Origin of the sequence: Paraburkholderia sp. USG1 (assembly GCF_031570135.1) — a bacterium.
In the GTDB taxonomy this organism is placed as follows: domain Bacteria; phylum Pseudomonadota; class Gammaproteobacteria; order Burkholderiales; family Burkholderiaceae; genus Paraburkholderia; species Paraburkholderia dioscoreae.
Window position 1 is genome coordinate 19,257 of sequence record NZ_JAMWXW010000049.1, and the last position, 13,806, is coordinate 33,062.

Below are 13,806 nucleotides of genomic sequence, written 5' to 3' on the forward strand. Positions count from 1 at the left end.
AAGAGATGGCACTGCAATCACTGGACATCAAACGCCTCTCGGCCACGACCTTGCCTGAACCGCAAGTGCGTGAGCCGGTCACGGGCACGGTCGCCAAGCTCATCGACGTCTCGAAGTGCATTGGCTGCAAGGCGTGTCAGACCGCCTGCATGGAGTGGAACGATCTGCGCGACGAAGTCGGTACCACGACCGGCATTTACGACAACCCGCGCGATCTGAGCGAGCATTCGTGGACCGTCATGCGGTTCTCGGAATACGAGAACACCGAAGGCGATCTCGAGTGGCTGATCCGCAAGGACGGCTGCATGCACTGCGAGGATCCGGGCTGTCTGAAGGCCTGTCCGTCACCGGGCGCGATCGTGCAGTACACGAACGGCATCGTGGATTTCCACGAGGAGAACTGCATTGGCTGCGGCTATTGCGTGACGGGTTGCCCGTTCAACGTGCCGCGCATTTCGAAGAAGGACAATCGCGCGTACAAGTGCACGCTGTGTTCGGACCGCGTGGCGGTGGGCCAGGAACCGGCTTGCGTGAAGACGTGCCCGACCGGCGCGATCATGTTCGGCACCAAGGAGGACATGAAGCAGCAGGCCGCCGACCGGGTGGAAGATCTGAAGGAACGCGGTTTCCAGAATGCCGGCTTGTACGATCCTGCCGGCGTGGGCGGCACGCACGTCATGTACGTGCTGCATCACGCCGACAAGGCCAACCTGTATCACGGTTTGCCGCAGAATCCGAAGATCAGCGCGATGGTCGGGCTGTGGAAAGGGCTGGCCAAGCCGCTGGCGCTCGCGGGTATCGCGTTCGCGGCCGTGGCCGGGTTCTTCCACTACACGCGCGTGGGTCCGAACGAGGTGAGCGAGGCGGAAGAAGCCGAAGCCCAGCACGAAGCCGACGAAGCACGCCGTTCGCGGGAGGCATCCAATGAAGCACCCTGAGCATACCGAGTTGAAGGACGTGAAGGGCAACAGCCTGATCGTGCGCTACACGCCGAATGAGCGCACGAATCACTGGATCACCGCCATCACGTTCGTGCTGCTGGCGCTCTCCGGCCTTGCCATGTTTCATCCGGCAATGTCGTGGCTTTACGCGATCTTCGGCGGCGGGCAATGGACGCGGATTCTGCATCCGTTCGTGGGCTGCGTGATGTTTCTGTCGTTCCTGATTCTTGCGTTGCGCTTCTGGCACCACAACTATCTGGACAAGGCCGACATTCAGTGGATGAAGCAGATCGACGACGTGCTCAACAATCGCGAGGAAAAGCTTCCCGCGATCGGCAAGTACAACGCCGGTCAAAAGCTGCTATTTTTCACGATGGTGATCTGCCTGCTGCTGTTGCTGGCAAGCGGCATCGTGATCTGGCGGCGCTACTTCTCGTTCTATTTTCCGATCGAGATCGTCCGGCTCGCGGCGCTGGTGCATGCGGCAGCGGCGTTCGTGCTGATCGTCGGCATCGTCGTGCATATTTATGCGGCGTTGTGGATCAAGGGATCGATCGGTGCCATGATGCGCGGCACGGTGACCTACGGCTGGGCGAGAAAGCATCATCCGAACTGGTTCAAGGAAATCATCGGTAAATAGCGGGCCACGCCTAGGCACCCAGGCAGCGCAACCAAAGCGCGCTGCACCCCGAGCCGCCGCCCTTGTTCGATGAACGGCGGCGGCTCTTCAGTTTTCAGAGGTCGATACTGTGGTTCAACGTATTCTCGAAGTCGGCGATATCGAGTCGCTCGACCATTCGGCGATTCCGCGCATTCGCACGCCGGAGCGGCTTGCGGTGTTCTCCGCGCGCGCCGCGCGCCTGCGCCAGCTCGCGGCGCTCAACAATCCGATCGCCGGCTATTTGCACCTGATGGCCGTGCTCGCCGACGCGCAGCAAGCCGTGATGACAGGCTTCAAGGCGCGACCGCCGAGCCCCGAGTTGATCGCGAGCGCGCAGCAACATTCCATGCCGCTGATTCCGGCGCTTTCCGGTGTGCGCGATCCGGCGTGGCGCGATGTGCTGCGCCAACTGCTCGACAAGGTGGCCGCCGCGGGCCCGCTCACGCCGCCGCTCGAAGCGCTGATCGACCATTTGCGCACGCTCGATACCGCTGCGCTCGAATTCCAGGCCGACGCGATCTTCGCGCAGCGCTTCGAAGAGGTCGACCCGGCGAGCGCGCCGTTCATCGTGGCCGCGCTGCAAGTGGTGTGGACCGACCTCGCCGCCGATATCGACAAGCGCGAAGTGCCGTACATCGAAACCCTCGGCCTGTGTCCCGTGTGCGGATCGCATCCGGTGGCGAGCATCGTGCGCGTGGGCGGCGCGTATGATAACTACCGCTACCTGCAATGCGGGTTGTGCTCGACCGAATGGCACATGGTTCGAGCGAAGTGCTCGAACTGCGATTCGACCAAGGGTATTGCCTATCACACGGTCGGTTCGCCGGATGCCGACGAGGCCACGCGCGAAACCGAATCGAAGAACGCCGCGCTGAAAGCGGAATCGTGCGACGAATGCCATACTTATCGAAAGATCGGCATTCAGTCGAAGGACTACAATTTCGAACCGTTCGCGGACGATCTCGCCAGTCTCACGCTGGATCTCTTGATGGGGGCGGAAGGTTATCGGCGGGCTTCGCCGCATCCGTGGCTGTGGCCCGAACAGGCCGCCGGTGCGGACGAGTCTTCCGGCGAGTCCGACTAGCACTAGCGCTTGGACACCAGTAGATCAGAAAAGGGATTGCCTCGTGAGCGATGTAAGCGGCTCTGAATTGCGGGCGCTGATGGCGCGCGTGCCGTCGGTGGAAAAAGTGATGGCGTCGGCCGAGTTCACGCCGCTGATCGGCGAGTACGGCCGCACGCAGGTGTTGGGCGCGGTGCGCGAGGCGCTCGACAACTGGCGCGCGAGCGCGCAGTCGGGCGCTGCATCCGTGAACGCGCTCGACGCCGTGCAACTGAAGAGCTCAGTAGAAGCCACGCTGCGCCAACGCAACCAGTCGCGCCTGCGTAGCGTTTTCAATCTGACCGGCACCGTGCTGCATACCAACCTCGGCCGTGCATTGCTGCCCGACGAGGCCGTGCAGTCCGTCATGAAGGCGCTCACGCAACCCGCCAACCTCGAATTCGATCTCGACACCGGCAAGCGCGGCGATCGCGACGATCTGATCGACGAGCTCATCTGCGAATTGACCGGAGCTGAAGCGGCCACCGTGGTCAACAACAATGCGGCCGCGGTGCTACTTGCGCTGTCCGCGCTGGCGTCGAAGAAAGAAGTGATCGTGTCGCGGGGCGAACTGGTCGAGATTGGCGGCGCGTTTCGCATTCCGGACATCATGAGCCGCGCGGGCGCGAAGCTGCGCGAAGTCGGCACCACGAACCGCACGCATCTGAAAGACTACGAGGAAGCCATCGGCCCGCAAACCGCGCTGCTGATGAAAGTCCACGCGAGCAACTACGCGATCAACGGTTTCACCAAAGAAGTCGGTCTGGATGAAATCGCGCCGCTCGCCCACGCGCGTGGCCTTGCGGTTGCTGTCGACCTTGGCAGCGGCACGCTGGTCGATCTGGGCCAATGGGGTTTGCCGCGCGAGCCAACCGTGCGCGAAACCGTCAAGGCCGGTGCCGACCTCGTCACGTTCAGTGGCGACAAACTGCTCGGTGGTCCGCAAGCCGGGTTGATCGTCGGGCGTCGCGATCTGATCGCGAAGATCAAGAAGCATCCGCTCAAGCGCGCGTTGCGCGTCGGCAAACTGACGCTCGCCGCGCTGGAGCCTGTGTTGCAGCTTTATCGCGCGCCCGAAAAGCTCTCGGAGCGGCTCACCACGCTGCGCTTGCTGACCCGTCCCGCCGACGACATCCGGCTCGCCGCCGAGCGCGTACGGCCCGCTTTGCAGCGTGCGCTCGGCGAACGCTATGCGGTCGCGGCGGAGCCGATGTTCAGTCAGATCGGCAGCGGAGCCTTACCTGTCGATGTGCTGCCGAGCTACGGCCTTGTCGTCAGAACGGCGGACGGCAAGCGCGGTGGCCGCCAATTGCTCGCGCTCGAAAAGCTGCTGCGCGAGATGGCGCGGCCCGTGATCGGCCGTATCGCGGACGACGCATTGCGCCTCGACCTGCGCTGTCTCGAAGCCGCCGACGAAGCGCAACTGATCGGGCAGCTAAAAGGCGTGCGCGCATGATCGTCGGTACGGCGGGACATATCGACCACGGCAAGACGAGCCTGGTGAAAGCGCTGTCGGGTGTCGATACGGATCGTCTCAAGGAAGAGAAAGCGCGCGGCATTTCGATCGAATTGGGCTATGCGTACGTGCCGCTCGAAAACGGCGACGTGCTCGGCCTGATCGATGTGCCGGGCCACGAGAAGCTCGTGCATACCATGACCGCGGGCGCCAGCGGCATTGATTTCGCGCTCCTCGTGATTGCCGCCGACGACGGCGTGATGCCGCAAACGCGCGAGCATCTGGCCATTATTGAGTTGCTCGGCATCCGCCGCGGCGCCGTCGCGCTGACCAAGGTGGACCGCGTGGACGCGCAGCGTTTGCGGGAAGTGCACGACGAAGTGAGCGCGTTTCTGAGCGGCAGCGTGCTGCAGGACGCGCCCGTCTTCGAGACATGCGCGACGCGTTCCGACGACCCCGGCGTGGCCGCGCTGAAGGCGCATCTGTTTGCGGCGGCCACGGCGTGGCGCATGAAGCGCGACGACGGCCTGTTCCGTCTCGCCGTCGATCGTGTTTTTACGCTCGCGGGCCAGGGCACGATCGTGACCGGCACCGTGGTATCGGGCCGCGTGACGGTTGGCGACACGATGCTGCTTGCGCCAAAGAATTTACCGGTGCGCGTGCGCAGCATTCATGCGCAGAATCGTGCGGCGCAGACGGGGCGAGCCGGCGAGCGCTGCGCATTGAACCTCGCGGGCATCGAGAAGAGTGCGATCGAGCGCGGCGATTGGATCGTCGATCCGCGGCTTTCGCAGGCTTCGGAGCGAGTCGACGTCATGCTGACGCTGCTTGCCGATGCATCGCTTACGTTGGAGCATTGGGCGCCGCTGCATGTGCATCTGGGCACGCAGCACCAGGTCGCGCATGTTGCCTTGCTGGATGGCGAAGCACTCCACGCCGGTCAGCGTGCCCGCGTTCAACTGGTATTCGAGCGCCCTGTCTGTGCAGTGCCGGGCGATCGCTTCGTGGTGCGCAATGCGCAGGCCACTCGCACGATTGGCGGCGGCCATGTGCTCGATCCGTTCGCGCCGTCGCGCAAGCGTCGTTCGGTTGAGCGGCTGGTGTGGCTCGACGCGCTTCAGGTCATGCTCGACACCGGCACGCTCGACGCCCTCTTCGCAAGAGCGCCGCATGGTTTGTCGCGCTCGCTGCTGGAACGCTTGACAGGCATGCCGGCAGCCGCGTTGGCGTTGCCGCCCGGCACGCGCGTAGTCGAACTGCCTCACGAGGATGCATTACTGGTTGCCGATGCGCGTTGGCGAGCGCTCAACACGCGATTGACGACGACGCTCGCCGAATACCACGAACGCTCGCCGGATGAGCTGGGCCCGGACGTCTCGCGCTTGCGGCGGATCGCGGCGCCGCTGGTGGACGACGCGCTGTGGCGCGCGCTTGTGGACGATGCCGCGCTGCGTGGCGAGATCGTCAAACGCGGGCCCTGGTTGCATCTGCCAGGCCACACGGTGACGCTCGACGATGCAGATCGCTCGCTCGCGGCAACGTTGATTCCCGCGGTGAAAGCGGGACGTTTCGATCCGCCGTGGGTGCGCGATCTGGCCACCGCACACGGCGTATCCGAAGAGCGCGTGCGTCAGTTGATGCGCAAGCTCGCGCGGCAGGGCGAGCTGTTTCAGGTCGTGCGCGATCTCTTTTATCACCAGGAGGTGATTCGGGAACTGGCTTCGATTGCGGCGGCCGAGGCGCAAAAGAATGCCGGCACGGTTGCGGCCGCACCGTTTCGCGATGTGACGGGACTGGGCCGCAAACGCGCGATCCAGCTTTTGGAATTCTTCGACCGGGTTGGGTATACTCGCTTCCACCGTGGGCTGCATCTGCTGCGCACGGATAGTCGTTGGCTCGATCTGCTTTGATCGGGCACATGTAGTTCAATCACCGTAGGAAGGCATTCGTATCCGGTGGTGCGGCTGGGCTTCAAACCCAGTTGAGGGCGTCAGACGCTCTCAGGTCGGTTCGACTCCGGCTGCCTTCCGCCACATGGGCCTTCCGGGCTATTCCGACCTGTTCCGTAAACGTCCGATAGATCGCTGATTTCAAAGCGGTTTATGGGTGGCGACATGGGTTTTGTGGGTAGGAGTGGAGGGCAATATGGCAGGACGACAGTTGCACTGCCTTAGCGCGCTGCGGCTCGCCAAAGAGGTCGTGCCAGGCCATTACGCCGACGGCGGTGGCCTCTATATGCAGATCGCCGACAGTGGCGCTCGCTCATGGGTATTTCGCTTCAGGCTTGACGGGCGCGTGCGGGAGATGGGCCTCGGTCCGCTTTCGCGAGTCTCGCTTGGCGAGGCGCGGAAACTGGCCACCGGATACCGTGACATGGTCAGAGATCTGACGAATGGCTGATTAAAAAAGCAGGCGGCGCCATCCGTAACAGCATCATGTAATGTCGGTCAGTTTGAGAACACTGCGGACTCCCCACGCTTTACCAATCGGAGAACCCGGTATCGACTTCAACCTCCCGTCCAGCCCACCCTCGCGAAGCACCCCGAAATTTTTGTCAGCAGTTGACAAACAAAAATATGGCGCTTTAGACTCAAGTCACTCCTTCGAGGCCTGACAAAGATGTCCGCCCGAGGATCCGGCACAGAAGCCCCCTGACGAACTCGCCGTTCGTCAGGGGGCTTTTTTTGTGCACGTTTTTTCCCCCTGTTCTAGCGCTCACGTCTGGCGCCCCTCTCTGGAGAACCCGCATGTTGCTGAAGCCGTCGGGCTGGATGCGTCTCGCCCTTACCGCAGGACTCGCACTGACTTCGCTCGCTTCGAGCGCCGCTGATCCCGTGAAGGTCGGCTTGCTCGAAGACGCCTCGGGGAATTTCGCACTGGCTACGATTCCCAAGATTCACGCCACGGAACTCGCCGTCGACGAGATCAACGCGAAGGGCGGCATTCTCGGCCGCCCGGTGAAGCTGATCGCCTACGACACCCAGTCGGACAACACCAAGTTTCAGGAACTGGCCCGGCGGCTCGTGCAGACCGACAAGCCGGATGTGATTTTCGGCGCGTTCTCCAGCGCATCGCGCGAGGCAATCCGCCCGATCATGGACCGCGCGCATCAACTCTACTGGTACGACAATCAGTATGAGGGCGGCGTTTGCGACTCGAACACCTTCGTTACCGGCGCGGTGCCCGAGCAGCAATTTTCGACGCTCATTCCGTGGATGATGCAAAAGTACGGCAAGAAGGTGTACACCATCGCGGCCGACTACAACTTCGGGCAGATTTCGGCGGAGTGGGTACGCAACATCGTCAAGGAAAACGGCGGCACGATGGTCGGCGAGGAATTCATTCCGCTGTCGGTATCGCAGTTCGGCCAGACCATTCAGAACATCCAGAAGGCGAAGCCCGACTTCGTCGTCACGCTGCTGGTCGGTGCGAATCAGTCTTCGTACTACGAGCAGCAGGCGTCGGCGCATCTGAATCTGCCGATGGCGAGTTCGGTGAACGTCGGTCAGGCCTATGAGCACAAGCGCTTCAAACCGCCTGCGCTGAAGGACATGTACGTGACGGCGAACTACGTCGAGGAGGTCGATTCGCCCGCCAGCAACGACTTCAAGAAGCGCTTCCACGCGAAGTTCCCGAATGAGCCGTACATCAACCAGGAAGCCGCCAACGCCTACGACGCCCTCTATCTCTACAAGGCCGCGGTCGAAAAAGCGAAGTCGACGAATCAGGACGCGGTGCGCAAAGCGCTCGAAAGCGGCGACATCTGCACGACCGGCGCGCAAGGCAAGGTGTGCATGGATCCGAAGAGCCATCACGCGAGTCACACGATTTATCTCGTGCACGTGAAGGAGGATCACTCGGTCGAGATTCCGAAGGTCTGGGACGACGTGCAGCCTTACTGGCTCGGCAAGGTCGGCTGCGATCTGCCGAACCGGCCGGATCATCGCCAATACACGCCGTCGAACCTGCCCAAGAAGTCCTGATCCGAAGCCGGCGCGCGGGAAATGCAGCATGCTCGCGCGCGCCGGCCTCCTGAACGTGGAGCACGTATGGCCACTCTATCGGTTCTCTATTCGCTCATCTATCAGTTCGGCGACAACTTCGCGTATCTGGTGCTCGCGGCGCTCGGTCTCGCGGTGATTTTCGGCATGATGGGCGTCATCAATCTCGCGCATGGCGAGTTCATCATGTGCGGCGCGTACGTGACCATCATCACGGCGAAGCACGGTGCGCCGCTGCCGCTCGCGATGCTGCTCGGCGCGCTCGCGGCGGCGCTTGCGGGCGTCATCATCGAACGGTTGGTGATTCGCCATCTCTATGACCGTCTGTTCGACTCCGTCGTGGCAACGTGGGCAATCAGCCTGATCGTGCAGCAGACCATGCTGCTCGTCGCCGGTCCGTCGATCGAAGGGATCAGCACACCGTTCGGCTCGTTTTCGCTCGGCGAGTATTCGTTCTCGACGTATCGCGCCGTGCTGCCCGGTATCGCGCTCGCCATCCTGTTCAGCCTCTACCTGCTGTTCTTCAAAACCAATTACGGCGTCTGCGCGCGCGCCACGATCCAGAACGCGAATATCGCGCAATGCCTCGGCCTGCGCACCGACCGGCTCTATACGCTGACCTTCGCGCTGGGCGCGGGACTCGCGGGCCTCACCGGCGCGCTCTACGCGCCGACCATGACGGCGGTGCCGACCATGGGCAGCAACTTCATCGTGCAGGCCTTCGTGTCGGTAGTGGTCGGCGGCGCCAACGTGATCGCCGGCACGACACCGGCGGCCGGTGTGCTCGCGATCATCCAGACCGCGCTGACGGCGTCCTATGGGCAGCTGTTCGGACAGATCGGTCTGCTGGTCACCGTCATCGTCGTGATCCGGTTGATGCCGCAAGGCCTCGGCAATCTCTTCACCCGCTTGCGCTAGGAGGCAGACGTGAAGCAAATGAAAGGGCCTTCGACCAGTGCCGCAACTCGCGCGTTGCATACGGTGCCGTGGCTCCTGGCGCTATGTCTGCCGCTGGTGGTCGATGCGAACACCAGCGGCAATCTCGCCTACTGTCTGTTGTGGGCGTTCAGCGCGCTCGGGCTCGCCGCGATGTGGGGCTACGGCGGCATCCTGTCGTTCGGGCAGACCGCGTTCTTCGGGCTGTCGGGCTACACCTACGGTATCTTCACGCTCAACTATGGCGACACGTGGTTCGAGTCGTGGCTCGGGCTCGGCGCGGGCATCGTGGTGAGCATCGTCGTCGCGGCGCTGATCGGCTACATGATTTTTTATGGGCGCATCAAGGGCGTGTTCATCGGTATCGTCACGTTGTCGGTGACGCTCGTGCTCGAAACCTTCATGTCGCAGACGGCAGGGCCGCAGTGGGCGATCGGCGAGGCACGGCTGAACGGCTACAACGGTATGGGCGGCATGCCGCAATTGACCATTCCGTGGCCGGGCGGCCCGCTCACGCTGGAGAACGTGAGCTTTTACTACCTCGTGCTGCTTCTGCTGATCGCGGTCTACGCGATCATGCGCAAGCTGCTCGACGGCACCTTCGGTTTGACCCTCATCGCTATCCGGGAGAATCCGCAGCGGGCGGAGATGCTAGGCGTCGACATCCGCCGTCATCAACTGATGGTGTTCGTGCTCGGCTGCACGTTGGGCGGATTGTCGGGTGCGTTGTACACGATCTGGGGCTCCTACATCACGCCGTCGACTATGGGCCTCACCGCTGCCGCGATGCCGGTGATCTGGGTCGCGACGTCGGGAAGAAAGAGCATCGGCGGAACGATCATCGGCACCGCCTTGCTCGTGTGGCTCTCGCAGAATCTCGCGGTATACGGCAGCCAGTACGCGCTGATCCTGCTCGGTGCGATTCTGCTGATTGTCGTGCTGGCCGCGCCCGAAGGTCTGCTTCCGTTCGTCGCGCGGCATCTGCGGCGTCTGTCGAGCCGCACGGGCGGCCGTTCACACCACACCGGCGCATGTCTGAAGCGAGAGGAGGGCAAGTCATGACCACGCTGCTCGAAACGCGCGGGCTCAAGAAGCATTTTGGCGGCGCGCATGTGATCAACGGCATCGACTTCAGTATCGAGGCGAACGAGATTCGCTGCGTGATCGGGCCGAACGGTGCGGGCAAAAGCACGTTCTTCAAGCTCATCACGGGCGAGCATCGCCCTTCCGAAGGCAGCGTGCTGTTTCTCGGCAAGGACATGAGCCATGTGCTTCCGCACGAGCGCATCCGTATGGGCATGAGTATCAAGTTCCAGATTCCCGGTGTGTTTCCCGATCTGAGCGTGCGTCAGCATTTGCATCTGTCGCTGCACCGCGCGAAGGATGACCGGCCCGAAAGTCTCGACGAACTGCTGCGGCGCTTCATGCTGGAGAACGAAGAGCACGTGCTCGCGCGCCATCTGTCGCACGGCAAGAAGCAATGGCTCGAAATCGCGATGGCCGTTTCGTTGCGCCCGAAGTTGCTGTTTCTCGATGAACCGGTGGCCGGCATGTCGGTGGAGGAGACGCATGCGACTGGCGAACTCATCAAGCGACTGTCGGCAGACGGCCTCACGATGATGGTGGTCGAGCACGACATGACCTTTGTCAAGCAGATCGCCTCGCGCGTCACGGTACTGCACGGCGGCAGTCTGCTCGCCGACGGGCCACTCGACGAGATTCTCGCGCGCGACGACGTCGCGGAAGTCTATCTGGGGAAGAAGAAATGAGCGCGTTGCTGGAGGTGTCGAACGTTGAAGCGGGATATGGCGGCGGCCGCGTGCTGAACGGCGTGTCGTTCGGCGTCGGACACGGCGAGGTGCTGGCGCTCATCGGGCGCAACGGGGTCGGCAAGACGACGTTGATGCGCGCGCTGATCGGTCTTGTCAGGCTCGATGCCGGCGAAATCAGCCTCGAAGGCAATGCGATCGGCCAGGACAAGCCGTATGCCCGGGCGCAGAGCGGTATGGGCTATGTGCCGCAAGGGCGCGAGATCTTCGGCGCGCTGACCGTTGCCGAGAATCTGCAGGTCGGCGCGCAGGCGAATCGGGCGCGCGCCGCGGACATGAAAGAGAAAGTCGTCGGCTATTTTCCGATTCTGAAGAAACGCTATACGCAGAAGGCGGGAACCATGAGCGGGGGCGAACAGCAGCAACTGGCGATTGCCCGCGCACTGATCAGCGCGCCGAAGGTGCTGTTGCTCGACGAGCCTTCCGAAGGCATTCAACCGTCTATCGTCGATCTGATCGGCGACACGCTGCAGCATATCGCGCACGACACGGGTATCGGCGTGGTGCTGGTCGAGCAGGATATGGGCATGGTCGAGCGCATCGCGAATCGCTGCTGCGTGATGGACAAGGGCCGTATCGTCGAGACATTGAGCCCTGAGCAACTCGGCGACGAACAATTGATTCGCCAGTATCTGGCACTGTGACGGAGAGCGGAACATGAAATGGCTTGAAGAATCGATCATGATGAAGCGCGGTGTCGGCGCCGATCGAGAGCCGGTGGAACACCATCTCACCGAGGAGATGCAGAAGACCTATCACTACACGATCGGCCCATATTCGCAGCCTGTTCTGCACGTCAAGCCGGGGGATCGCGTGGTGGTGGAAACGCGCGACGCCTTCGAAGGCAAGATCAGGGAAGAAACCGACAAGCCGTCGCAGGTGCTGCAGGTGCCTTTTCTCAATCCGCAGAACGGGCCGATCATGATCGAAGGCGCCGAGAAAGGCGACGTGGTCGCGGTATATATCGAGAAGATGGCGCCGCGCGGCGACGATCCGCACGGCTTCTGCTGCATGATTCCGAACTTCGGCGGGCTGACCGGCACGGATTACACCGCGCTGCTCAACGAGCCGTTGCCGGAAATCGTACGGAAGATCAAGATCGACGAAGAGAACGTGTACTGGAGCAAACGCAATACGCTGCCGTACAAACCGCATATCGGGACGCTGAGTCTTTCTCCCGAAATCGATTCGATCAATTCGCTCACACCCGACAATCACGGTGGCAATATGGACGTCCCCGACATGGGGCCGGGCAGCATCACGTATCTGCCGGTGCGTTCTCCGGGCGGGCGGCTTTTCATCGGCGATGCGCACGCCTGTCAGGGTGACGGCGAAGTGTGCGGCACGGCCGTCGAGTATCAGAGCACGACGACCGTGCGCGTCGATCTCATCAAGAAATGGCAGATCGACTGGCCGCGTCTGGAGAACGAGGACGCGCTGATGAGCATCGGCAGCGCGCGGCCGCTGGAGGACGCGACGCGCATCGCCTATCGCGAACTCGTGCTGTGGATGGCTGCGGAGTATGGCTTTGACAAGTGGGATGCGTACATGATGCTGAGCCAGGTCGGCAAGGTACGTCTCGGTAATTTTGTCGACCCAAAATATACGGTGGGCGCGATGGTCGCCAAGCACTACCTGAAGTAAAGCATCAGCCGGGAGAATCGAAGTAACACGACCAAAGCGCGGAGCCTATGCTCCGCGCGCATCCGAGAGCACGTCAAGAAATGGCATTATCCGATCCCATCCGTGTGGGCCTGCTTAGCTCGACGACCGGTTCTACCGCGTTGCTCGAACAATCTCAATGGCGCGGCGCATGCCTCGCCGTCGAGGAGATCAACGCGCGCGGCGGCATAGGCGGGCGCGAACTCGTCGCGCTTCAATACGATCCCGGCTCTGATCCGGCCGCGTTTCGCGAGCTGGCGGAGCGGCTTATCGTGAAGGACGGCGTCAATACCATTTTCGGCGGTTATACGTCGACCAGCCGCAAGGCGATGCTGCCCGTCGTCGAGAAGCACAACCGGCTGCTGATCTATGCGCAGATGTACGAGGGCTTCGAGTATTCGGACAACATCATCTATAGCGGCGCGTCGCCTAACCAGAACGGTGTGCAACTCGCCGACTTCATGACGGAGACGTTCGGCGCGCGCGTGTACTTTGTCGGTTCGAGCTATGTCTATCCGTACGAATGCAACCGGACGATGCAGGAGCTACTGCTTCAGCATCCCGAAGGCGCGATCCTCGGCGAGCGCTATTTGTCGCTCGATGCCACGCGCGACCAGTTCGACCAGGTGGTCGCGGATATCGGGCGCAAGTCGCCGGACTGGATCTTCTGCACAGTGATCGGAGAGACGGTGCCTTATCTTTACGAGGCCTATGCGCGCGCGGACCTCGATCCGGCCAGCATGCCGATCGGCAGCCTCAACACGTCCGAGACCGAGATTCACGCGATGGAACGCGGCATCGCGACAGGACATTTCACGGCTGCGCCTTATTTTCAGAGCATCGATACGCCGGAGAATCATCGCGCGGTGCGACATCATCAGGCGCGCTTCGGCGCGCACACGCCAACCGACATGAACTGGGAAGCCGCCTACTATCAGATGCATATGTTCGCCGAAGCGTTCGCGCGTGCCGGCTCGGATGAACTCGGCACCATCATGCCGCATCTGCTCGGCTCGGAGTTCACCGCGCCGCAAGGCCGGGTGCGCATCGATCCGGTCAACCATCACATGGCCCTCTATCCGCGCATTGGCCGCGCCAATGCCGACGGCCAGTTCACTATCCTGCGCGAATCGAAGTTCGCCGTCGGGCCAGATCCCTACATGACGCGTCAGACGCTCGGGGACTGGGTCACGAAATTGAGCACGCGGGACTACTGAC

12 protein-coding genes, 1 tRNA gene and 1 pseudogene are annotated in these 13,806 nt (G+C 62.3%); all 14 read left to right on the forward strand.

The window, feature by feature from the left end; translation table 11 throughout:
- Window positions 1-5 precede the first annotated feature (5 nt).
- The 14 genes and pseudogenes from fdxH to NE850_RS37365 all read left to right on the forward strand — a co-directional run bounded on the left by fdxH (window position 6) and on the right by NE850_RS37365 (window position 13,805).
- A complete protein-coding gene (gene fdxH, locus NE850_RS37300; protein ID WP_007176169.1) occupies window positions 6-938 on the forward strand; it encodes a formate dehydrogenase subunit beta in 933 nt (310 codons plus the stop codon).
- Window positions 925-1,581 carry a formate dehydrogenase subunit gamma gene (locus NE850_RS37305; protein WP_165187798.1) on the forward strand — a complete coding sequence of 219 codons (657 nt, stop codon included), beginning with the start codon at window positions 925-927 and terminating at the stop codon, window positions 1,579-1,581. Before fdxH ends, NE850_RS37305 begins: the two co-directional genes overlap by 14 nt.
- A gap of 109 nt (window positions 1,582-1,690) precedes the next feature.
- Window positions 1,691-2,686 carry a formate dehydrogenase accessory protein FdhE gene (gene fdhE / locus NE850_RS37310; protein ID WP_310700237.1) on the forward strand — a complete coding sequence of 332 codons (996 nt, stop codon included), beginning with the start codon at window positions 1,691-1,693 and terminating at the stop codon, window positions 2,684-2,686.
- A gap of 43 nt (window positions 2,687-2,729) precedes the next feature.
- Complete coding sequence (gene selA / locus NE850_RS37315) at window positions 2,730-4,160, forward strand: L-seryl-tRNA(Sec) selenium transferase (protein ID WP_007176172.1); 1,431 nt, start codon at window positions 2,730-2,732, stop codon at window positions 4,158-4,160.
- Window positions 4,157-6,070 carry a selenocysteine-specific translation elongation factor gene (gene selB, locus NE850_RS37320; protein WP_007176173.1) on the forward strand — a complete coding sequence of 638 codons (1,914 nt, stop codon included), beginning with the start codon at window positions 4,157-4,159 and terminating at the stop codon, window positions 6,068-6,070. Before selA ends, selB begins: the two co-directional genes overlap by 4 nt.
- Window positions 6,071-6,097: 27 nt before the next feature.
- A tRNA-Sec gene (locus NE850_RS37325) sits at window positions 6,098-6,193 on the forward strand.
- 112 nt (window positions 6,194-6,305) lie between these two features.
- Window positions 6,306-6,548 (forward strand): annotated as a pseudogene (locus NE850_RS37330) (Arm DNA-binding domain-containing protein); the annotation flags it as partial.
- Window positions 6,549-6,907: 359 nt separating this feature from the next.
- Window positions 6,908-8,143, forward strand: coding sequence for an urea ABC transporter substrate-binding protein (locus tag NE850_RS37335; RefSeq protein ID WP_007176231.1), 1,236 nt, complete (start codon window positions 6,908-6,910; stop codon window positions 8,141-8,143).
- A gap of 66 nt (window positions 8,144-8,209) precedes the next feature.
- Window positions 8,210-9,079, forward strand: coding sequence for an ABC transporter permease subunit (locus NE850_RS37340; protein ID WP_007176232.1), 870 nt, complete (start codon window positions 8,210-8,212; stop codon window positions 9,077-9,079).
- Between the two features lie 18 nt (window positions 9,080-9,097).
- Window positions 9,098-10,159: an ABC transporter permease subunit gene (locus NE850_RS37345; RefSeq protein WP_063721752.1), complete on the forward strand. Its 1,062-nt coding sequence runs from the start codon at window positions 9,098-9,100 to the stop codon at window positions 10,157-10,159.
- Window positions 10,156-10,866 carry an ATP-binding cassette domain-containing protein gene (locus NE850_RS37350; RefSeq protein ID WP_007176234.1) on the forward strand — a complete coding sequence of 237 codons (711 nt, stop codon included), beginning with the start codon at window positions 10,156-10,158 and terminating at the stop codon, window positions 10,864-10,866. The genes NE850_RS37345 and NE850_RS37350 overlap by 4 nt, the downstream gene beginning before the upstream one ends.
- Complete coding sequence (locus NE850_RS37355; protein WP_007176235.1) at window positions 10,863-11,570, forward strand: ABC transporter ATP-binding protein; 708 nt, start codon at window positions 10,863-10,865, stop codon at window positions 11,568-11,570. Before NE850_RS37350 ends, NE850_RS37355 begins: the two co-directional genes overlap by 4 nt.
- A 13-nt stretch (window positions 11,571-11,583) precedes the next feature.
- Window positions 11,584-12,570: an acetamidase/formamidase family protein gene (locus NE850_RS37360; RefSeq protein ID WP_007176236.1), complete on the forward strand. Its 987-nt coding sequence runs from the start codon at window positions 11,584-11,586 to the stop codon at window positions 12,568-12,570.
- Between the two features lie 80 nt (window positions 12,571-12,650).
- Complete coding sequence (locus NE850_RS37365; protein ID WP_007176237.1) at window positions 12,651-13,805, forward strand: transporter substrate-binding domain-containing protein; 1,155 nt, start codon at window positions 12,651-12,653, stop codon at window positions 13,803-13,805.
- The last annotated feature ends 1 nt before the right edge of the window (window position 13,806 follow it).

Excerpts from the sequence above, each read along its gene's own strand:
- fdxH (WP_007176169.1), top strand. The coding sequence starts at position 6 with ATGGCACTGCAATCACTGGACATCAAACGCCTCTCGGCCACGACCTTG.
- NE850_RS37305 (WP_165187798.1), top strand. The coding sequence starts at position 925 with ATGAAGCACCCTGAGCATACCGAGTTGAAGGACGTGAAGGGCAACAGC.
- selB (WP_007176173.1), top strand. The coding sequence starts at position 4,157 with ATGATCGTCGGTACGGCGGGACATATCGACCACGGCAAGACGAGCCTG.
- NE850_RS37335 (WP_007176231.1), top strand. The coding sequence starts at position 6,908 with ATGTTGCTGAAGCCGTCGGGCTGGATGCGTCTCGCCCTTACCGCAGGA.
- NE850_RS37340 (WP_007176232.1), top strand. The coding sequence starts at position 8,210 with ATGGCCACTCTATCGGTTCTCTATTCGCTCATCTATCAGTTCGGCGAC.
- NE850_RS37345 (WP_063721752.1), top strand. The coding sequence starts at position 9,098 with ATGAAAGGGCCTTCGACCAGTGCCGCAACTCGCGCGTTGCATACGGTG.
- NE850_RS37350 (WP_007176234.1), top strand. The coding sequence starts at position 10,156 with ATGACCACGCTGCTCGAAACGCGCGGGCTCAAGAAGCATTTTGGCGGC.
- NE850_RS37355 (WP_007176235.1), top strand. The coding sequence starts at position 10,863 with ATGAGCGCGTTGCTGGAGGTGTCGAACGTTGAAGCGGGATATGGCGGC.
- NE850_RS37360 (WP_007176236.1), top strand. The coding sequence starts at position 11,584 with ATGAAATGGCTTGAAGAATCGATCATGATGAAGCGCGGTGTCGGCGCC.
- NE850_RS37365 (WP_007176237.1), top strand. The coding sequence starts at position 12,651 with ATGGCATTATCCGATCCCATCCGTGTGGGCCTGCTTAGCTCGACGACC.